At 38.1% G+C, this 21,714-nt stretch carries 18 protein-coding genes and 1 riboswitch; of the genes, 9 read left to right on the top strand and 9 right to left on the bottom strand.

Features of this window, described 5'->3' with window-relative positions; all coding sequences use genetic code 11:
- Positions 1 to 327: 327 nt before the first annotated feature.
- Positions 328 to 1,887 (bottom strand): sensor domain-containing diguanylate cyclase, encoded by a 1,560-nt coding sequence (locus tag MHI34_RS06280; RefSeq protein WP_036128290.1) that lies wholly within the window; start codon positions 1,885 to 1,887, stop codon positions 328 to 330.
- Between the two features lie 482 nt (positions 1,888 to 2,369).
- Here MHI34_RS06280 and MHI34_RS06285 point away from each other — a divergent pair, with 482 nt between their 5' ends.
- The 5 genes from MHI34_RS06285 (at position 2,370) to MHI34_RS06305 (ending at position 7,828) form a co-directional block, all read left to right on the top strand.
- Positions 2,370 to 3,554, top strand: a complete 1,185-nt coding sequence (locus tag MHI34_RS06285) for a CaiB/BaiF CoA-transferase family protein (protein ID WP_101966944.1) — start codon at positions 2,370 to 2,372, stop codon at positions 3,552 to 3,554.
- Between the two features lie 254 nt (positions 3,555 to 3,808).
- A riboswitch (SAM riboswitch) is annotated at positions 3,809 to 3,917 on the top strand.
- A gap of 107 nt (positions 3,918 to 4,024) precedes the next feature.
- Entirely contained in the window at positions 4,025 to 5,050 is a 1,026-nt protein-coding gene (locus MHI34_RS06290) for a methionine ABC transporter ATP-binding protein (RefSeq protein WP_058845260.1), read from the top strand.
- Positions 5,040 to 5,702: a methionine ABC transporter permease gene (locus tag MHI34_RS06295; protein ID WP_036124987.1), complete on the top strand. Its 663-nt coding sequence runs from the start codon at positions 5,040 to 5,042 to the stop codon at positions 5,700 to 5,702. The genes MHI34_RS06290 and MHI34_RS06295 overlap by 11 nt, the downstream gene beginning before the upstream one ends.
- Positions 5,703 to 5,749: 47 nt before the next feature.
- Complete coding sequence (locus MHI34_RS06300) at positions 5,750 to 6,610, top strand: MetQ/NlpA family ABC transporter substrate-binding protein (protein ID WP_058845259.1); 861 nt, start codon at positions 5,750 to 5,752, stop codon at positions 6,608 to 6,610.
- A 12-nt stretch (positions 6,611 to 6,622) separates the two neighbouring features.
- Positions 6,623 to 7,828 carry a M20 family metallopeptidase gene (locus MHI34_RS06305; protein ID WP_342504269.1) on the top strand — a complete coding sequence of 402 codons (1,206 nt, stop codon included), beginning with the start codon at positions 6,623 to 6,625 and terminating at the stop codon, positions 7,826 to 7,828.
- A gap of 82 nt (positions 7,829 to 7,910) precedes the next feature.
- On the opposite strand, the gene MHI34_RS06310 is transcribed toward MHI34_RS06305, so the two are convergent.
- The 4 genes from MHI34_RS06310 to MHI34_RS06325 form a co-directional block, all read right to left on the bottom strand.
- Positions 7,911 to 9,356, bottom strand: coding sequence for a hypothetical protein (locus tag MHI34_RS06310; RefSeq protein ID WP_230593880.1), 1,446 nt, complete (start codon positions 9,354 to 9,356; stop codon positions 7,911 to 7,913).
- Positions 9,357 to 9,585: 229 nt separating this feature from the next.
- On the bottom strand, positions 9,586 to 10,140 hold the full coding sequence (locus MHI34_RS06315) for an HPP family protein (RefSeq protein WP_036124979.1): 555 nt from the start codon (positions 10,138 to 10,140) through the stop codon (positions 9,586 to 9,588).
- A gap of 195 nt (positions 10,141 to 10,335) precedes the next feature.
- Positions 10,336 to 11,694 (bottom strand): acetamidase/formamidase family protein, encoded by a 1,359-nt coding sequence (locus MHI34_RS06320; protein ID WP_342504270.1) that lies wholly within the window; start codon positions 11,692 to 11,694, stop codon positions 10,336 to 10,338.
- Positions 11,695 to 11,777: 83 nt separating this feature from the next.
- Entirely contained in the window at positions 11,778 to 12,392 is a 615-nt protein-coding gene (locus MHI34_RS06325) for a PH domain-containing protein (RefSeq protein WP_271912080.1), read from the bottom strand.
- Between the two features lie 183 nt (positions 12,393 to 12,575).
- On the opposite strand from MHI34_RS06325, the gene MHI34_RS06330 reads away from it, so the two are divergent.
- Together MHI34_RS06330 and MHI34_RS06335 are read left to right on the top strand one after the other, a co-directional pair.
- The gene (locus MHI34_RS06330; RefSeq protein WP_271912079.1) at positions 12,576 to 13,298 is read left to right on the top strand and encodes a response regulator transcription factor; all 723 of its coding nucleotides are present in this window, start codon (positions 12,576 to 12,578) and stop codon (positions 13,296 to 13,298) included.
- On the top strand, positions 13,295 to 14,680 hold the full coding sequence (locus MHI34_RS06335; protein ID WP_342504271.1) for a HAMP domain-containing sensor histidine kinase: 1,386 nt from the start codon (positions 13,295 to 13,297) through the stop codon (positions 14,678 to 14,680). The genes MHI34_RS06330 and MHI34_RS06335 overlap by 4 nt, the downstream gene beginning before the upstream one ends.
- A 267-nt stretch (positions 14,681 to 14,947) precedes the next feature.
- On the opposite strand, the gene MHI34_RS06340 is transcribed toward MHI34_RS06335, so the two are convergent.
- A complete protein-coding gene (locus MHI34_RS06340; protein WP_342504272.1) occupies positions 14,948 to 16,297 on the bottom strand; it encodes an IS1182-like element ISBsp5 family transposase in 1,350 nt (449 codons plus the stop codon).
- A gap of 753 nt (positions 16,298 to 17,050) precedes the next feature.
- On the opposite strand from MHI34_RS06340, the gene MHI34_RS06345 reads away from it, so the two are divergent.
- Both MHI34_RS06345 and MHI34_RS06350 read left to right on the top strand, forming a co-directional pair.
- Entirely contained in the window at positions 17,051 to 17,557 is a 507-nt protein-coding gene (locus tag MHI34_RS06345) for a helix-turn-helix domain-containing protein (RefSeq protein ID WP_180957841.1), read from the top strand.
- The gene (locus tag MHI34_RS06350) at positions 17,542 to 18,396 is read left to right on the top strand and encodes an IS3 family transposase (RefSeq protein ID WP_145991300.1); all 855 of its coding nucleotides are present in this window, start codon (positions 17,542 to 17,544) and stop codon (positions 18,394 to 18,396) included. Before MHI34_RS06345 ends, MHI34_RS06350 begins: the two co-directional genes overlap by 16 nt.
- Positions 18,397 to 18,565: 169 nt before the next feature.
- Here MHI34_RS06350 and MHI34_RS06355 read toward each other — a convergent pair whose 3' ends face one another.
- From MHI34_RS06355 to MHI34_RS06365, 3 genes are read right to left on the bottom strand one after another with little or no spacing between them, the layout of a single operon-like run.
- On the bottom strand, positions 18,566 to 18,925 hold the full coding sequence (locus tag MHI34_RS06355) for a YxeA family protein (RefSeq protein ID WP_036125796.1): 360 nt from the start codon (positions 18,923 to 18,925) through the stop codon (positions 18,566 to 18,568).
- 2 nt (positions 18,926 to 18,927) lie between these two features.
- Positions 18,928 to 20,796, bottom strand: a complete 1,869-nt coding sequence (locus MHI34_RS06360; RefSeq protein WP_036125793.1) for an ABC transporter permease — start codon at positions 20,794 to 20,796, stop codon at positions 18,928 to 18,930.
- Complete coding sequence (locus MHI34_RS06365; RefSeq protein WP_036125791.1) at positions 20,783 to 21,550, bottom strand: ABC transporter ATP-binding protein; 768 nt, start codon at positions 21,548 to 21,550, stop codon at positions 20,783 to 20,785. Before MHI34_RS06365 ends, MHI34_RS06360 begins: the two co-directional genes overlap by 14 nt.
- Positions 21,551 to 21,714: the final 164 nt, after the last annotated feature.

The following is a 21,714-nucleotide window of genomic DNA, read 5'->3' on the forward strand; positions in this document are numbered from 1 at the left end:
GTGGCCACGTTTGACCCTCACTAATAACAAAATAAATTCCCTTCATCCACACAACAAAAAAGCCAAGGAGCATCGGTGCTCGCTTGGCTTTTCACGATATATAGGCATACATCTAGTCGTCCTTGGGGTGTCATAAGGGAAAGGGGGATAACCTTACGTCTTGTCAAGTCGATCAAGAGATGTGACCCGAGTTACATATCATTTGAACATGGTTTAGGAAGTCATATGGCGGATGACTTACAAGTAGCTTGCCCAAATGATGTTTGCATTAATCAATTACCCCGAAATTCAAAATTGTAAGCCCCTTTGTTTCATTTTTTACTGCATTTATATTTCCGCAACCTTTACTTGATTGCGTCCCTCTTGTTTCGCAAGGTACAGTGCATCGTCAGCTGCTTTAATTAGTTCCTCTGTTGAATCTGCCATTGCTGGATAGGCAGCTATTCCTGCAGATAATGTTATGGGTCTGCCACATGGACTTTCTGTTGTTGCCAAAATTTCTCGTAGTTGTTCAGCCACTTGTGCTGCCTCTTCTGCTGCCGTATTTGGTAGCAGTATGACAAATTCCTCGCCACCATATCGACAGCATACATCTCCTTCACGAGCCACAGCTTCCATATGACTGGCTAAAAATTGCAAAACTTTATCGCCTACTGCATGACCATATGTGTCGTTCACACTTTTAAAGTGATCTAAATCTAGTAAAATAATTGCATGTGGTACATTGTTCGTTAACCATTCGGCAAGCATCGAATCCATTGTACGTCGATTCGTAACTCCCGTCAGTGGATCAACAGTAGATTGATCCTTGAAAAACGAGACCTGTCCATGTAAAAATGATAAACTCCGAACCAAGGCATTCTTCAAAGAATAAGCTTCAAAGTACCATCCACTTACAGATTTTAAACCTTCTACATTTTTCTTATCTAAACTTTCCTCCGTTAAATTTGCTAGTTGCTGCAAAGGGTTGGCAATGCGTGCTGCCGCCCAAAGTACAATGATAATAGATAGAATCATAAGGGGTACAGATTTAATAATGACTTCCTGCACACGATCAAAGGAAGGGGCTAGTGCTACGTCTAAAGGTTTCTGGGCGACAACGCCCCATCCTGTTGATGGGACTGTACTATAGCCAGCAAGCATTTTCACTCTTTCTGTGTTCTCAACAAGTTGAGCACCACTCTTTCCTGATATCACCGATTGAACGACTTTATTTTTCGTTACCACATCATTAATCCGACTTGGGTCTTGATGATAGATAACACGCCCATCTGAATCAACTACATATACGTAAGAGCCGTCCTTACTATAATGCTCTCCCAGTAAAGTTTTAAAGGCATTTGGTTCCTTTAAATAAATAGTCCCTGCTATCATTCCTAAATACTCATTGGAGTCGGAAAAAATAGGATGAGAAATAAAAATGATGAGACGTCCTGTCATCGCCTCATATGGTTTAGAGATAAGTGGTGTCCTTTTGGATAACGCCTCTTTAGCACCGATTGATGTTAAAATTTCTCCCTTTATTTCAATAGATGGTGGAGAGACGGATAAAACCAATCCTTCTGCATTTGTTATTACTACAGAATTAAACATTTGATTTTGCAATCTCAAACGTTCTGTTTCCTGATTCAATGCTTGCGCATCGTCCATCTTTGCTTGTATCTGAGTTGCACTATAACCTAATATTTGGAAAGATTCATGTAGATAAGAATCCGCAGTAGATGCCAATTTTTGAGCATAAACCCTATTCGTTTCTAGTGTATTTTCCTTTATCGAGTCAATATTCATTCTGTATCCGCCCCAAACACTACCAAGGCTCGTGAAAAAGAATGCTGCCATCGCAACTCCCATAATTAAATGCTTTAGTTTTAATTGATGTGATTTCATTTCTTCTCTCCTATTTACGTTAATTTTATATGTATTTTTTGAGAGATACTTTATTAATAAATGGGGTAATAGTATCATTTCCAAATTGCGTAAGAAGAATCCAATACACCACTAGGATTGTATCAATAAAAAGGGTCGTATCATATAGCTAGCTAGTAAACAAAATTCTACAATTTATTTTCTTAAATTAAATATTCTAACAACTGACAACTATTGTCTGAAATTTGATAAAAAATCTAAATTCTAAATTTTTTTACTTTTATTGTTATTCTGACATATGAAAGTTGAAATGTTTATTTTATAATGAAAAATAGCATAGGCAAGTTAAGGTCTATTCTGTTATAATACTCTTTAAAATAAAATAAACTGTATTAATACAGAATCGAACGTTACGCTTTTCACACAATGGGGATTATGAGAAAAGCGCTACGCTTCCATCAATGGGATGGTCGTGTAGCCTACACAAAAAGGGGTTGGAAGATTTGGGCATTTTACAAGGGTTAAAAATTCTCGATTTTTCTGCATTACTACCAGGGCCAATGGCGACAATGATTTTTGCTGATTTAGGAGCAGATGTCATCCATGTTGAATCTTCAAAGCGCGTTGATTTAACACGAATTATGCCTCCCTATGATGAAGATCATGAGGCTTACATTCATCAACATTTAAATCGATCTAAAAAATCAATTACATTAAATCTTAAATCACCAGAGGCTATAGACATTGTAAAATCACTGGTGCAAGAGTATGACGTTATTATCGAAGGTTTTCGGCCTGGTGTCATGCAACGCCTTGGCATTGGCTATGAAGCTCTAAAGGAAATAAATCCAAAGGTTATCTATTGTGCGATTACTGGTTACGGACAAACTGGACCTTATAGCAATCGACCTGGACACGATAATAACTATTTATCTTTAGCAGGCTTACTCGATTATTCACGCCATAAGGATAAAAAGCCTGTCTCCATGGGAGTTCAACTAGCTGATATAGCTGGAGGGACAATGCATGCCGCAATTGGGGTACTGGCTGCTGCCCTTCATCGTGAAAAAACAGGCGAAGGACAATTCATAGATATTAGTATGACAGATGCTGTCTTTTCGCTGAATGCTATGTATGGTGCTGCGTTTATTGGGGGTGGTCGTGTACCACAGCCAGAGCAAGAAATTTTAAACGGAGGCAGTTACTATGATTTTTACAAAACAAAAGATGGACGCTTCTTCTCTGTCGGTAGCTTAGAACCTCAATTTCGTAAACTGCTCTGTGAAGCACTCGACATTCCTGAGTTGATTGATAATACCTTTAATGATTCTTACTATACGCAAATACGCTTTAAAGAGGCTGTTCATGATGCCTTTCTATCAAAGACATATGAGGAATGGCTTGAGGTATTTAACGAGGATTTTGAAGGTTGTGTAGAGCCTGTACTCACTTTTCCAGAAGCATGTGAGCATCCACAGTTGAAGGCTCGCGGCATGATCGTCGATATTCCAAAAAGCGATGGCACCATGCAACAGCAAATTGCTTCTGCCTTTAAATTTGATGGCACTGAGCCTGAGTACAAGTATGTCGGTGCCAAGCTTGGAGAGCATAATGAAGAAGTATTAACTGCACTTGGCTATAATGATGAACAAATTGCTAGTTTACGAGAAAAGGGCGTTTTAGAATAACGGAAAGGTTCAATTTGGAAGTAGGCAATTTTCAAATTGAACCTTTTTATGGCTGCCTGCTCATTGACATCCTCAGTAACATAAGCATAAATTATTTCACTAGAAAAAACGCAGCTACCAATGTACTCCTGCTGTTATAACAGTAAATGGATTTATTTTTCTAATAAAACTTTTTAAAAGAAATGTTGACATATAATTCATCAAGCATTATAGTATTGTTTAAATCTTAACAGACAATTAAATACGATAATTTCTTCTTATCCAGAGAGACTGAGGGACAGGCCCAATGAAGTCTCGGCAGCGGGTTATTAACATAATACCGTGCCAATTCCTGCAAATGTACTTACATTTGAAAGATGAGAAGGAAGTAGTTTCTTCAATAGTGGGGACCTTCCTTTTTTCTTAATCGATAAGAACAAAAGGAAGGTCCTTTTTGTTCTTTATTTTTAAATAGGGAGTTGAGCAAGTAAATGATTGAATTTCAGAATGTAGCGAAAACCTTTAAATTTGGTGATCGTGAAGTGAATGCAGTGAAAGATGTATCTCTTTCCATTCAGCAGGGAGAGATTTTTGGAATTATTGGATTTAGTGGTGCAGGAAAGAGCACATTATTGCGACTTGTGAATCTATTAGAAAGTCCAACCCATGGCACTGTTCAAGTACAAGGTGTTGATATTAATTCGCTCACACCAAAAGAGGTAAGAAAGCTGAGAAGAAGAATCGGCATGATTTTTCAAAATTTCAACTTATTCTCCTCAAGAACGGTAGCTGGAAATGTAGCCTATCCACTTAAGCTGGCGGGAGTGCCTAAAAAAGAAATTAATGAAAGAGTTGCAGAACTTCTTAGTTTTGTTGGTCTTACAGAAAAAGCGAACGATTACCCTGAGCAATTATCTGGAGGCCAAAAACAGCGGGTTGGCATTGCGAGGGCGCTTGCTACCTCCCCTGATATATTAATTTGTGATGAAGCAACCTCAGCGCTCGATCCAGATACAACTGGGGAAATTCTCCGCCTTCTCAAAAAAGTAAACAAGGATTTAGGAATCACTATTTTGCTAATCACACATGAGATGAATGTCATCCAACAAATATGTGACAGAGTAGCAGTCATGGAAAATGGAGCAGTAATTGAATCTAATTCAGTTTTTGATATTTTTACAAATCCACAGCATTTAACGACTCAACGGTTTATTCAATCGGTTCAGCAAGATCGACCATCTGCATCTCTATTAGAGGAATGGAGAAAAAAAGGCGGCAAAAATTTATACCGTGTTATTTTTAAAGGTGATATTGCTAGCGATCCTATCCTTTCTCGCGTAACAAGAAAATTTGATGTGGACGTTAATATCGTCTATGGCTCTGTCCGAGAAATTCAGGAGAAGTTCTATGGGAACTTGCTCGTCTCATTTGAGGGACATAGCGATAAAATACCTAGTGTTCTTACTGAATTACAAGACATTGTAACTGTTGAGGAGGTAAAATTCAATGAAGGTTGATTGGACGACTTTTTGGCCCCGTATTTTTGAATCTACGGGTGAAACGATTTTAATGGTTATTATAACCCTTATCTTCGGTTCTATTCTTGGTATAACAATAGGTTTACTACTATATGTGACACGAAAAGGAAATATTTTAGAGAACAAATTCGTGTTTCAATTGTTAAATTTTTTAATTAATATTATTCGCCCAGTTCCATTTATTATTTTTCTAGTGGCCATTAGCCCATTAACAAGAATGGTTGTTGGAACAACGATTGGTACGTGGGCAGCAATCTTTCCGATGACGATTGCCTCATCATTTGGTATTGCGAGAGTAGTAGAGAATAACTTAGTTAGCATTGACCCTGGGGTAATTGAAGCCGCAAAGGCAATGGGAGCAAGTCCTCTACAAATTATTTTTACTGTATTAATTCCAGAGGCACTTGGACCGTTAATTTTAGGCTTAACGTTTGTGACAGTCGGTTTAATAGATTTCTCTGCAATGGCTGGTACAGTTGGCGGAGGCGGTTTAGGTCATATTGCAATGACATATGGTTATCAACGCTTTGATGGAAGTGTCATGCTTGTGACCGTTATTATTCTTATTATTCTTGTACAAATTGCGCAGTGGATTGGGAATAAGCTATCAAGAAAAATTATGCGACGGTAAGAAGGACATTTTTCATTTGAATAAAACAACGAAAGAGGAGATTAATAATGAAAAAGTGGTTTAGTATTTTATTAGTTTTAACAGCCGTATTAGCATTGGCTGCCTGTGGGTCTGATTCAGCTACAGATAATGCTAAAAAAGAAGAAAAAGTAAAGATTGGTGTAACTGGAACAGATGGTGAAGTATGGCCGATTTTAAAAGAGAAAGCTAAAAAGGAAGGGATTGAAATTGAGCTTGTTGAGTTCTCTGACTATACATTGCCGAATCAGGCATTAGCAAATAAAGAAATTGATATTAATTCCTTTCAGCATATCGCGTTTCTAACACAATTTACTAAAGAAAATAATGTCGATTTAGTTCCAATTGGTGCTACTGTTATTGCTCCAATGGGAATATATTCAGAGAAAGTGAAGGATGTTAACGAAATTAAAAAAGGTGACAAAATTGCTATCCCTGATGACCCTTCCAACCAGGCTCGTGCATTAAGATTATTAGAATCAGCTGGCTTAATTAAATTGGCAGATGATTTTGGTCTCTTCGGTGACCCAAGTAAAATCGTCGACAACCCGAAAGATTTAGACATTTTACCGATTGTAGCTCAACAAACACCACGTGTATTACCAGATGTAGTTGCATCCGTTATTAATAATGGAGTTGCTGGACAAGCTGGGTTTGATCCCGTAAAGGACCCCATTTATCTTGAAGATGCCAACGATCCAAACGCCTTACCTTATGTGAACATTTTTGCTGCACGAGCAGATGATCAAGATAATAAAACATATCAGAGAATTGTCGAGCTGTATCATGAGGAAGACGTAATGAAGGCAGTCGAGGCAGAAACAAATGGAGGATCTATTGTTGTTGATTTATCAAAAGATGAGTTAATAAAACAAAGCAAAGGACTATAGGGGGAGATAAATATGAGCAAAACTTTATCGGGAATTGAACTAATCCAGGAATCCATTGAAACAAATCAAGCATTGTATATTGAAACTAGCCAGGAAATCCATGCCAATCCAGAGATAGGGAATCAGGAGTTTTTCGCAAGTCAAAAGCATGTAGAAATCTTGACGAATGCAGGATTTAAAGTAGACACAGCCGTTGCTGGACATGAAACCTCCTTTTATGCAGTGAAAGACAGTGGAAAACCTGGTTCAACAATTGCCTTTCTTGCTGAATATGACGCTCTTCCAGGTTTAGGGCATGCCTGTGGTCATAATATTATTGGAACAACGAGTGTAGCAGCCGGAATTGCTCTTTCTAAAACATTAGATGAAACTGGTGGAAGTGTCGTCGTCTTAGGAACACCTGCTGAAGAGGGTGGTCCAAACGGCAGTGCAAAGGGAAGCTTTGTAGCACATGGCTATTTAAAGGAAGTAGATGTCGCTTTAATGATTCATCCAGCAGGAAAAACATCTCTAACAAGCGAAACACTTGCCGTTGATCCACTTGATTTCCATTTTTACGGGAAAGCCGCACATGCATCAGGGGCTCCTGAGGAAGGAATTAATGCATTAGATGCAGTGATCCAGCTTTTTGTTGGGATTAATGCTTTACGCCAGCAGCTTCCTACAGATGTTCGAATTCATGGAATTATTACACATGGTGGGGATGCACCAAACATTATTCCTGAATATGCAGCAGCAAGATTCTTCATTCGTGCGGATTCATGGAAAAAAACAGAGGAGGTATCAGTAAAGGTACGTGCAATTGCTGAAGGTGCTGCACTAGCAACCGGGGCAACGGTAAAAATTGAACGATTCCAAAATGAAGTAAAGGATTTTGTGCTAAATCCTTTACTAGATAATATTTTACAAGAGGAGTTAGAGGCATTAGGAGAAAAGGTTTGGACAATTCGAGGACAAGGCAAAGGTTCAACAGATGCTGGGAATATTAGCTACGAGGTTCCAACAGCACATCCATATATAAAAATTGGCCCAGACGATCTAATTGGGCATACAAATGAATTTAGAGAAGCTGCTAAATCCCCTGAAGGTGATGCAGCTTTAATAAAAGGAGCAAAAGCACTTGCTTCAGCTGGCTATCGCTTATTAAAAGATAGTGATCTTTTAAGTGAAATAAAAGCTTCTTTTGAGACAGCGAAGGCACAGAAAGAAAACTTCTAAAACTCATTCTAGCATTATTTGCATATGGAACAGGGCTGTACCAGAAAGTTGCCGAAGATCAACTTTTTGGACAGCCCTACTTTTATACATATGCACTTATAAATACTCGTAGCTTTTCAAAATGATCGTCAATCAATAAATACTTTTTGTAGATTTCCATTAATTTCTCAAAAAGCTCATAGTGCTCTGTTACAAATAAAATCTTTAAAATATTTAATAGATGGAGAGAGGCACTTTGAGCTACAAAATAATAAGGAGCCTCTGATTGGCGATAATGTTGACGCCATTCTTCCACAGATAACCCAATATGCTGTAATGAATTATTAACGTGTAATGCAATATCCTGCTGAACATATGCCTCAATTGCAATCAATTGTTCATTGCTACAACTCCCCTCCACTAATGCTGCATGTATTTTTTTATTGGATGCTAGTACATGCTCTTTTAAAAGGACTAACCCCTCTTGATAACGTCCCATTCTTACGTAATGATCCAGCAATATAGCATACAAATTCTCTAAAAAATTTAGTTCATAGTTTTTAATAATTGCAGGAGGAGTCGGCTTACGATTTGGTAGTAACTCTTTATATTCAAGCATTATCTCGATTGCATAATTATTAAGTCGCTCATCCTCTAATAAATATTCCCCATATTGAATAACTAATTCATTATCCTTCTCCTGATGTGCTATATGAAATAGTAGATAGGCTATTAACACTTTTTCCTTCTCCGTTAATGCATACATTGAATAGCGCCAATCCGCCTCAAAGGACGTAATAAGTGCCTTCACACAGTTATTATCTCCCTCAGCCAATCGGTAGTGTACAACAATTTGATAAAGACGTAACTGTTTTTTTGCCAAACAGCTAGCATTGTGCTTATCCACATGAGTTATACACTTATCCAGTATCGTTTTATAGTTATTCACAAAGTTATCCACATGTTCACAATTTTCTTTCATAGATTGCTCAAAATGTCCCATTATTTCATAAAGAAATGTGAATTGCTCTAAGGGTCTGTGGATAAGCAGTGAATAAACCTTTTTTGTAAAAAGCCAATGCCAAAAAGATGCATGCTCTTTATACATCATATGCACTAAATATTCATCTTGAAATTTATATAAAATAATTGTTTGTAGTTCATTAACTGGCATTGCTATTTGCATTCGTTTCCCAAAAACTAGCCAAATTAGTCGTTCTAAGTCTATTGTGTGTTGCGCAAAGAGTTGCTCAAAAAAAGTTTCTTTTCCTTTTTGTGTATAAAAAAAAGCATTGAGCCGTTCATTCACAAATTTTGCATCTAAGCCATATTTGTCAAAATACATTTGCATTTCTGTTGATACACGACCCCAATATTTACGAGCTGTGGAAAAGGCAATATTCTTAGCCGTTTCTTCATTTACTAAAAATAGCTTTGGTGAAAGCGAAGTACCAAGTATTTTTGGATCTTCCTGCAGATTTGACTCTGCCTCCAGCCATGTTGCTAGTAAATTTTCAGCACCCTTTTCACTTTTTTGTTTATAAGCCATGAATAATTGCTCATCACAGTCCAACAGCATAAAATTGGAGCCTCCCATCAAATTCGACCAACAAAGATCTTCCCCTATCATTCAAATACATGTTTTTAACACTCTTTCTTCAATATAACAAATCTTAAGTAAAATATGCTAAAAAATTAGTGATATGCCTAGCTAAAATGTTCTCAAACAAAAAAGAACCACCTATCAAGTGAATACACTTCATAGATGGAAATCTCCATCACCAAAATAGTGGATATTTTCTTTTTTCACGTAAATTATTTATCAACAATCCGAAAAATACAATAATGACAGCTCCAATTAACACAGGTGTTACTAAATAACTCCAACCATAGCCTCCTAAAATAATAATTATAGGATTGGCACCTGCCGGCGGATGGATAATGCCCAGGAAGGCCATAAAAAATATTGTTAGCCCTACGCCTAAACTAATAGACAGCATACTCGAGCCTAATAGTGCATACATAGCCAAACCAATAAAGGCGGAAATGAAATGGCCGCCAATAATATTTCGAGGCTGAGATAACGGTGCATTCCAGACGACAAATACAAGTACACAGCTACCACCAAGTGAAGCCATTAGCCAAGGTGCCTCTGTAAAATTTGTTAGCCATAGCAAAACAAAAATACATATTAAGCCGCCTATTGCTCCCGTGATGGCATCAGCAAAATTTGTTCGAGAGGGGGCATGTCCCCCTCCTCTCATTTTTAATATAAAAGGTTTTATACTATTCTTTTTCTCTATTTTATTTTCCACACCAAAAAACTCTGTCATTCGGCACCAACTTTTCTATGCTACGTTCTATTTAAATTCGGTTAGGCTAATCATTTTTAAACTTTACCTATTATATCAACACAACATTAGAATTCAATCTAAACTTCATATTTCAGACAAATTCTTACTTTGCCACCCCATAACCCATACAAAAAAGCAAACCTTTAACAGTTTGCTTTAGAATGAATTCATCTATTAATCATATTGCTTTTTCACTGTCTTATAAATTCGTACCTTTTTCAATATCGTTTTAGGTACTTGGAAGGTTGCTGTGACAACTCCTGGATGACGTCCAATTTCAATGGAACCTGTTATCGTCGCTCTATTTAATACTTCTGGCTCACTCATCTCAAATAACTTTGCAGCTCTCTGGACTGCATTATCCGTAGCCTCATTTAGCGTTTTTCCAGAACCAATCATAGATACAGGGAATGCTTCCTCTACCTGTTTCACACCGAACTCCTCTGCTAGCTCTCGTGCACGGCGCTTTTCTTCCTTCGTAAAGGGCTTTGCTGTATAAGGTAAATCTTCTTCGTTTGGTAATAACACTGGGCCTTCCAATGCTACTTTTTTCAAGACACTAACTTGTAGCTGTACAATACCAGCTACATCTGTTGTATGCCCTGCAATCTCCCCGTCTCCCTGCATAGCATGCATATCCCCAATATAGACACCGCCACCTGGAACCTTTACAGGACAAATAATCGTTGCCCCTTCGCGTACTCTACTTATATCCATATGACCATCGGTACGATGTAAATCCAATTCATCTTGTGTAAAGGCATATTCATGCGGTGCTCCAATTAAGAACGAACCAAAATCACCAGCATTATGAGAATCCGGCATTGCTTTTGAAGGGGTTGTACCAAGCTGTCCTAAAAAAGGTCGCATTCTCGCCATTATACCTACTAGGTCGCTTGGTGCTAATGCCACAACTGGATTTTGTACAGAATTTTCAGGTGTTCTCATGTAATTTTTAGCATCAAGGGCGATACGGCGAGCCCCCTCTCTTCCAACAGTGACACCTATTTGACCTTTTTGATCAAGGGCCATTGTATAGCCGTTTATCATTTTAAATGGTGCCGTTTCTGTATCACAGGTTGAACAGCGAATCGCTTGTGGACCTATCCCTTTGACAATTGTGCTTGGATGTAGCTTGCCACAACCTGGGCATTTGACAGAAACGAACGGGTCGCCAATGAAACGATCTATAATCGCCTCATCGTAACCTGACGAGGTTGCCAGAGATGTGACCTGAATAGATTTAATTTTAATGGCGATGGCGTCGCCCACCTCAGCGCCTTCTACAAAAACAGGCTTCGTTACTTCGTGTCCTCCACGAATAGTAGGTGTAAGCATTGGTCCCCAGCATCCAGGTGCTGTATTGGCAATGATCGTTCCACCGTCTTTAACGGGCCCTAACATCTTCTTTGAGGGATCTAAAATTCCATCAATGAACTCATTTACGAACAATGTCTCAGCGGCTTGCGATTGCTGTATAAAGTCATCATTTTCTAAGCCTTCCTTTTCAAGCACATGCAATTCGTTTGTCATTTTTTGTCACGCTCCTGGTTCTGATTTTTATGTAAGTGTTATATGTTAAAAACGCTCTCCACATTTGCAGAGAGCTATTTTTATCAATTGTTCATGTATAAATCAAAAATATGTGAGAAGTCTTCTTTTTTGTACTTTTCTTTATGGTCGATCATCCAAGTACTCGCAAAGCGTGTGATTTCCTCGAATGACGTAGATGGAGAGATGTTATCATTGCCCATCCGTCCAAGTGATGAAGAAGCAATGTTTAAGCTTTTTTCTGCTACCTCTAGCTTATAGGCATTGTGTTTTTGCTCATAGCTAATAGCATGTAGTGCTTTATAGAGGTCTTTAATATCATCAATAAAGCGTTTATGGATGTCGATGGATAGTGGAGAATTACCAATTGTAAACTTAATTTCGACATCAAGGTCAATTGTTCCTGCTGTTTCTAGAAAAACATCTGTAATGGCATACATAGAATAGTCATAGCGTCGCAATAATCTCTTTTTACTCATAGCACTCTCGCCATCTACATGAATAATGGCACGATTCGTAAAGCAGTACTCATCTGCCTTCGTTTTAATTAAAAAATATATTTTTTCGTCAATTTCATGTAGGATAAAATCATCTGCATCTGTTTTATCATAATCCACTTGTGGCACAACTACTCCAATATCTGAAAGTCCAAGTGCATCTGCTGCTATTTTTTTGAACACCGTCATTCCTCCTAAATCGTCATACTCCTTTTACGCTTTAGAAACTGTAAAAGTTTCATAATACATTTCCCTACTATATACAAATTTTCATATAATCAATACTTCATTTCCTCTTTCATGTATATTTCATTTATAATGATTGTCAGAAAAGGATTCTTCCAAATCGAAAGGTCGTGTGAATAAGTGCAAGAACCAACTATATTAGTAGTGGATGATGAGGCTGATTTAGCTAATCTGTTAAAAGTAAGCTTACAAAAAGAGGGCTACAAACAAATTTATACAGCTGGCTCCATTCATGATGCTTGGACAAGCTTTCAACTAACAAAACCAGATATTGTACTGCTAGATGTCATGCTTCCAGATGGTGAGGGCTACGATTTATGTAGACGTATCCGTGAAGTCTCACATGTGCCTGTACTTTTCATGTCTGCTAAAAACGAGGAAATTGATAAAATTTTAGGGCTAGCCATTGGTGGAGACGATTACATTACTAAGCCTTTTAGCCCTAAAGAGGTTGCCTATCGTGTAAAGGCCCAATTACGAAGAGCTGGCTACCAAACTCAAGATACTGCTCCGAGCCTTACCAAGAAAGCACTACAGCATGGACCATTCCAGCTGAATACCGATGAAACTGAAGTTCATAAAGATGGCGTTTTATTGGAGTTAACGGCAAAGGAAATTGGTTTAATGGCGTGCTTTATGCACAATCCTAATCGAATTTTAAGTAAAGAAACGCTGTTCGAACGTGTCTGGGGAGAGGACTTTTTCGGTTCAGATAATACCGTCATGGTGCATATCCGCCGTTTGCGTGAAAAAATCGAACAGGATGCCTCAAAACCTCTGTATATCACCACTGTTAAAGGGCTTGGTTATAAATTCGTCGTACCAAAAGAGGCACAAGGATGAAGTGGAAATTAACAGCGCGCTTCCTCCTTTCTGTACTTTCTATTGTCATCATCGTTATTTTCGTCAATACTGCCATCTTCATGGGACTCCTTACTTATCGATTTGTAACTGATTCTGAAGGCGCTATAGCAACTCAAGAGGAAAGCTTTGTGCGGGAATTTCAAAAATTTATCGAAATAAAAAACGGAGACTCCTTAATAAGTGCAGATGGGCTTGAACAATTACATCAAAGAAATGCTTGGATTCAATTGCTCGATAAAAATGGTCAAGTTATTGATTCTCACTTTGCACCAGATAAAGCTCTATCGCACTATGCGCCTATTGACCTAATTCAAGTATATAAGTATAAAGAATTTGATTCTACTACTACGGTGTATATTGGCAGTAAGGATGATTATAGTTATTTAATCGGTATCAAAGGTAGTGATGTTACAAGATTTGTTATGCATGTTTCTAGCACATCACTCTTACAGTTTATAGGGAAATTCGGACTATTTATCGTAATTGCTGATTTATTAGTAGCTACATTAGTCGGTTGGTTTTTTGGTCGTACATTAACAAAACCACTTTATGCGATGATAGAACGCATTCACCATTTAAAAAATCACAATCATAAGTCTATTAAGTCTCCTGGTGGTGTTTATAAGCCTGTTTTTGAAAATTTAAATGAAGTATCGCGGGAATTAGCAAACCATGAACAGGAGAGGAAGAGACTAGAAGTTATGCGTGAGGAATGGATTAGTAATGTTTCACACGATATGAAAACACCACTTGCCTCTATTCGTGGCTATGCAGAGCTATTGAATGATGAAAAATTGCCACTTAGTGAGCAAACTGAGTACGCAAAAATTATAGAAAAACAATCATTGCATATGCAAGATCTATTAGATGATTTAAATTTAACGATGCGTTTAAGACATCAACAGCTTCCTCTCACATTAAAAAAAGTGAATATGGTGCCATTTATTCGTGAAATTGTAATCGATACATTGAATACACCGCAATATGAGCTTGCTAATCTTGAGTTTGAGACAGCCACCGAGGACAGTCTGCATCAAATTGACGAGCACTTTATGCGCAGAGCTATTATGAACTTTTTACACAATGCCATCCTCCATAATACTCCTGATGTTTCCGTACTTGTATCAGTTGATGAAGATTCTATTACGATTTCCGATAATGGTAGAGGCATCGCAGCAGAGGATCTGGAACATATTTTTGAACGCTATTACCGAGGTACAAATACGGAAAAAACAACTGGCACTGGTTTAGGTACAGCTATTGCTAGAGATATTATCGAGGCCCATGGAGGAACCGTAAGTATCAGCTCTGAAGAAGGGAAAGGTACAAGCGTTAACATTTATTTAAAAAGGAATACCTAATAAACGAAAACCCCAAATTTAACTAGCAGCATTCTTTGAAAAACGATAAATTTCAAACATACTTTTGGCACTGGCGCTTCGTAACACTTCGCTTTCGTGCAGAAAAGGGGTGTCTCAAATAACTTTTGAGACACCCCTCAGACCGTAGACAAAAGCCCATCGAGAAGTTCACTCTCGATGGTTTTTGTCATTTTTCTTCCTATTTTATTTTTAACATTTGGTAATATACTACCAAATTCAACATACTCTTCGAGCATAGTTGCTCTCTTAAGCTACTTGCCACGTCCAAGTAGCCAGTTTCTTCAAATTCATGGCAGCAAAAGTAAGCATCGCCTGCATGGACAATTTTTTTAGACCTCTTAAGGTTGTCCATCGCATACCATGCTTTTCTTTTGCATCGGCAAAGACACGCTCAATCGTTTCTTTGCGCTTTGCATAAATCTGTTTGATGTCATAGGAATGGCGTAAATGTTCAGCTTCCTCCACATATGACTCCCAAATATGGCGTTGAATGAGTTTTTGATGATGCTTACTTTCTGTACATTGGGAAAGGCTTGGACACTTCGCACAAATCAAAGGATTCGATTTATATTGGCGATATCCTTCCTTCGTCGTTGTCGCATACTTCAATATCTGCCCTTGTGGGCAAAGATAACAATTATAGTGCTCGTCATATGTATACTCGTGCTTTCGGAAGAATCCATCTTTCGTTTTAGGACGTGTATACGGAAGAACAGGCAACATTTGATTCTCTAACAAAAAGTTCGTAATCGCTGGTGTTTTATAGGCTGCATCTGCCGCAACAGCTAATGGTTTTTGAACATTTTGAATGACCCTTTCAACAAGTGGCTGTAATACATGGCTATCGTGCACATTTCCCGGAGTCACAATGGCACCTAAGACAAAGCCCTTTTCATCTGTGGCTGCATGAAAGGAATATGCAAACTGTTTCGTACGTTCATCCTTCACGTAATACCCACTTTCAGGATCTGTCGTGCTTTTCTTTATTTCTTTCCATTCTTCCTTTTCAAACTTCTCCGGGGAAAAGGGCTTTTTTCCGTGTTCCTCACGATCAATATTTAACTCTAATTGAAGCTTCTCTTCATAAGCCCGTGTTTCTTTTCGCACAACTTTTTTATCATACTTTCGTTTATTCGCACTCGCTTTCACATGCGTAGAATCGATAAATAAATGGTCTGCATGGAGGAGTCCTTGATGCATAATCTCTTTTAATATACGATAAAATATCTGCTCAAATATATCGGTGTCTTGAAAGCGACGGACATAATTTTTACCAAAGGTAGAGAAATGCGGAACTTCTGTATGGAAGCCAAATCCTAAAAACCAACGATACGCCATATTGGTTTCAATTTCTTTGATGGTTTGACGCATGGACCGTATACCAAAAACGTACTGAATAAACGTCATTTTAAAGAGAACAACAGGATCAATACTAGGGCGTCCTTTAGCAGAGTAGAGGTTTTCTACTAAAGGATAGATAAATGAAAAATCAATAGCCGCCTCTAGTTTTCGTACTAAATGATCTTGGGGAACTAATTGATCAATCGTTAACATTTCTAATTGTTCACGTTCATTGGTTTGATTTTTCGTCATCATGGTTGATCACCTCAAAAGTTTACTTTTTATCAATAGATGAATAAGGAATTCTTTATGTAGAAGTTGATTGGAACGAAGGGCGGCGACTCCTGCGGGAAAAGCGGGAAAGTCGAGATCCTGGACTGAGCGAAGCGAGGGAAGCAGCTCGACCCCGCCCGCGGAAAGCGTCCGCCCGTAGTGGAAATCAACGGCTTTACTTTTTTACTTTATTTTATTGTAAAAGAAAAAAGACTGTAGGCAAACTCAAAATTCATTGAGTTTGTCTACAGTCTGAGGGGTGTCTCAAATAACTTTTGAGACACCCCTCAGAGTGTTGAAAAACAAAACTATCCATAGCATTTTTGTGAAAGGTGAAAATGGATTTCCGCTGCAGGCTACTTGCTTTCCTGTGGGCGAGCGCCGAGCCGCTTCCTCCGCTATCGCTCCGTTTAGAGGCTCGCCTGTCTCGTTATCCCACGGGAGTCAAGTAGCCTTCCACTCCAACCTACAAAAGTATTACCTTTTTAGCAAAGGTTTTCAAATAAGGCGAAGGTCTTCACTACTCTTTATGGAGAGGTGTTGTCACACATCACTTCCCCACATTGAAAATAAGAGCTTATCCCCTCTAAGAATACAGATAATGGGCTATTTGATCGCTATACTACTATGAAAAAAGAATGTTTGATTGGAGTGGAGCCAGCGTCACTCCTAGGGGATTTAGTGAGCTGCACCCAAAATATTGGACTTAAAAATCTACTATAGGGGGTGCAGGTAGTGATTTCTGATGAACAAAAATTAGCCGCAGTTCTAGCTTACTTTGAAGAAAAAGAAAGTACGTATCAGATTGCCAATCGATTACAGAGGGATCGACAGTACATTCGATTATGGATTGAATTATATCGCTATCATGGCATCGAAGGAATTATTCGTCCTCAAGGGTTCACGAATTACGAAGATTCTTTTAAAATAAAAGTAATTCAACACCTGATAGAGACGGGCGATTCGCTCCTTCAGACTGCTGCGAAGTTTAATATTCCTTCCCGTGAAACCATTCGGAGATGGAAAAAACAATGGATGTCAACGGCTGGTGAGGTGCTCTATCAAGTAGAAAAGGAGCGCCAATCAATGCCAAAAAAACAACCACCTTCGTCCGATTTAAATGGAAAAACAACGGATGAGTTAAAAGCCGAAATTGAGTATTTACGGATGGAAAATGCCTATTTAAAAAAGTTGAAAGCCTTAGTTCAAGAAAAGGATGCCTTCAAATCCAAGAAAAAGTAAGAGCTGTCTATGAGCTAAGGTTGGATTTTCCTCTTCAAGCTCTATTAAAAGTCGCGAAACTTAAGAAAAGTACGTATTATTATCATCTCCAAAAATGGGTAAAACCAGATAAATATCAGGCGATCAAAGAACGAATTCAGACGCTTTTTCATTACCATAAGGGGCGTTATGGCTATCGTCGTATTTGTTTAGCCCTCCGAAATGAAGGGTTTTTCATCAACCATAAAACGGTCCAACGATTGATGCAAGAATTGGGCTTAAAAGGGACGGTACGCCCTAAAAAATACCGTTCGTATAAAGGGACAGTCGGCTATGTCGCAGAGAATGTCATCCAACGTGATTTTGAAGCCACTGCACCCAATCAGAAATGGGTAACCGATGTAACGGAGTTTAAAATAAACGGTCAAAAAATCTATATATCCGCTGTATTAGATTTATTCAATCGAGAAATCGTTGGGTATGAGGTATCAAAATCACCTAATTTTGAGTTAGTTCAACAGTCTTTTAAGAAGGCATTTACGTATACAAAGTTATCGAAAAAGAGTGGCTTAATCGTCCATTCTGATCAAGGATGGTTATATCAAATACCACGTTTTAAAGCGTTATTGGCAACACATGAAATCAAGCAAAGTATGTCACGGAAAGGAAATTGTTTAGATAATGCCGTGATAGAAAGCTTTTTTGGCATTATGAAATCAGAATTTCTATACGCAACAACGTTTAAGAACTACGAAGCATTCAAAAAAGCGTTAGTAGACTATATCCACTACTACAATCATGAACGGATAAAAATAAAACTCAACGGAAAAAGTCCAGTTGAGTTTCGAAGAGTTTCTTAAAAGTTCAAATTTTTGGGGTCAGTTCATAGCGTCACAGATGAGACCCTGGAGCGAGCGTAAGTGAGTGAAGCGGCTCATCGGACGCCCCCTGGAAAGGGCGCTGGCGGAACGGAAATCAACCTCTCACCTTGCTAAAGATTCTTTTTCTGCTATTGACATCACCTTTTTGCTATTTCATTTGATCTTGCACCTTTGCAGGTAACTCGTGGAATTTTACTTCATCAAATGAAGAGACTTCCGTTTCCTTTTTCACGTAAAGCTTTAAATAAGCATCCTGGCGTAAATTTTTGTGGGCTGAAAACTTTAATGTTTTTTCTTCGCCATTTTTATTGTAAGCAGGTAGCTCGTACCAGTACATTTTAAAGATTTCACCGCTATCAACCTTATACTCCTCTACTTCTCCCTCAGCTGTAATATGGACATAGTATGTGTCTTTATTTAACCGATTAAAGTCTACAGTCATCAATACAACCAATCCTGCCACGAATAAGATGAACAATGCACCTATTCCGAAAAATACTTTTTTCATATTTAATTCCCCTGTCTCACTATTTTATAGAACGAACGCACGGTAAAGATATAATAAATAAAGTAAATAGTTGAATATGCAACAATCCACAAAATGACTGGCTTTGTAATATTCATACCAAATAGCTGTGAAAATGCTAGTAACGCAAAAGCACTATGCACAATGCCGACGATAAGTGGAGCACTAAAGATCACAGCCACCTGTCCTGCAACTGTCTTTAAAATTTGCTTACTATTCACACCAATTTTATTTAATATAGCGTATTTCGCCTGATCTTCCTCAGCTTCCGTTAAAATTTTGAAATAGATAATACTGCCTGTTGCCGCTAGGAAAACGAGACCTAAGAAGCTTCCCACAAACAATAGTGCACCAACTGTTGCTAAACCATCCTCATAGCTTTGTGGAACACTAGAGAAAGTTTCTTGTTGTTCAGTAGGTAATTGTTTATAAATATCTTGTGAAACGTTCTGTTGTTTCAAATCATTGTCCAATCCAACAACCTGCATGATGAGCTCTTCGGCATTTGTAGTCGCAAATTCCTGATCATTCACAACGAGTACTGTTCCCGCTGCTATAAAGTTTAGCACGCTTTCCTTGTACATTTTCTCTACATGGAAGGAATCTCCGTTTTGTAGCTTAAAGTCCTCACCCGTAAAATCATGTGAAAATCGTTCATCATAGGCTGCATCAAGTAAAACTGTAGAGCCATCTGCAATGTGCAGTTCTTCATCCTTACCTTGTAATTTCGCTAAACGATTATAATCAGATTCCTTCAATAATGTATATTCGAAAAATGAGAATTCATTATCAACACGTAAATTTTTCACAGCCACTGCTTCATTATATAAGACATCTTCTTGAGAAAATTCTACCGTCTCGCCTTTCCACATAAATGTATTTGGCAGCATCTGACGCACACTTGCTTCTGCATTGTAATACATGCCGAAGACACCGCCACCTGCTGTAATCGTTGTTGCACTTAAAATTGCAATGATCGACAGCGATTTAGCATTAGCTCGAATACGATATAATAACTGAGAAACACCGATTAAATTTAAGCCTTTCCATGACCATGATGTGGCTTTTTTTAATGCTGTCAACACAAAAACACTCACACTATGGAATAAAAGATATGTTCCTGCAATCGTTACACCTATGACCATTAATGGCGTACCTAACATAGTGAAGAATTTCCATATTTCACTCGTAAACATATCAGAGGCAGCTGTATAATATCCAAATGCAATTAGCGCAGTGCCGAGTAAAGCAGCTACTAAAGAGGCACGTGGAATTTGCTCACCCTGTTTGTCAGCGTGAAATAAATCAATTAGCTTAAATTGATAAATAACACGATAGCCTTGCAATGATGTGAATAAAAACAGTAGTGTAAATATGCCAGTCGTATTAATTAATGCCTCCATCGAAAATGTCAGACTACCAACCACTTCATAGCCCATTAAGCGTACTAAGATCATTAACAGCCCTTGTGACATAAAGAACCCTAGAATGATACCAAGTATTAGAGAAACAAGTCCTATAACTAAATTCTCAAAAAAGAGCATTAAGCCAATTTTTTGCTTACGCACACCTAGCAATGAATAGAGGGCTACTTCCTTTTTCCGCTTCTTCATAAAAAATGAATTGGAATAGGCCATAAAGATGACAATAAAGAATAATAGCACTACTGACGATGCACTCATCAATCCCTTTATTTGTTGTGATGATTGTTTTAAGGCCGAAAGATCATCATTATATTTGAGCGTCACAAATGTAAAGTAAATAACGATACTAAATACCATCGAGGCAATATATAAAAAGTAATTCGACAAATTGCGTTGAATATTTTTGCGCGCTAAACTAAATAACGTCATTTACTCCACCCCCGATGCTAGACAGCACCTGCAAGATCTCTTGGAAAAATTGCTTCCTTGTTAGAGTCCCACGTTGAATTTCCTTAGAAAGCTGTCCATCTTGAATAAATAGTATCCGCTGGCAGAAGCTAGCTGCAAAAGCATCATGGGTAACCATCATAATCGTTGCGGCTTGAGATTGGTTTAGATCGCTTAAGCTTTCTAGTAAATCTGTTGCAGATTTTGAATCAAGTGCACCTGTAGGCTCATCCGCAAAGATTAGCTTTGGCTCTGTCACTAATGCTCGTGACGACGCAGTACGCTGCTTTTGTCCTCCTGAAATTTGATAAGGATATTTATCAAGCAAGTCACTTATACCAAATAATGCAGCAATCCGCTCAACCCTTGCGTTGATAGCCTTTGTTGGCATCTTCGCAATAGCTAGTGGTAAAACAATATTTTCTCGCACTGTCAAAGAATCGAGTAAATTATAATCTTGAAAAATAAATCCTAAATTATCGCGACGAAAATCCGCTAATTCGGCATCCTTCATACGTGCTAAATTAGTATTCCCAATAATTATTTCACCAGTCGTTGGCGTATCAATCGTTGCTAATACATTTAAAAGGGTAGATTTCCCGGCTCCAGAAGGACCCATTACACCAACAAACTCTCCTTTTTCTACTTCAAATGATATATTCGATAGCGCTGTAAAAGTATTTGCGCCTTTGCCGTAAGTTTTTCCAACGTTTTGTACCTTTAATAATGGCGTCATATACGCTCACCTCTTCTTTCTGACTTTAGTATACGACCTCAAACTTACAACAAATTTGTCGCAAGCTTACAGCAACCTTAAATCAATCGCTAGTTTTCGATTAATTCATACGTTTTATCGAAGCCATTCCCTTTTGTATTCCCCAACTTTTAAAATTGATTGAC

The organism is Lysinibacillus sp. FSL L8-0126 (genome assembly GCF_038630385.1).
Taxonomy (GTDB): Bacteria; Bacillota; Bacilli; order Bacillales_A; family Planococcaceae; genus Lysinibacillus; species Lysinibacillus fusiformis_D.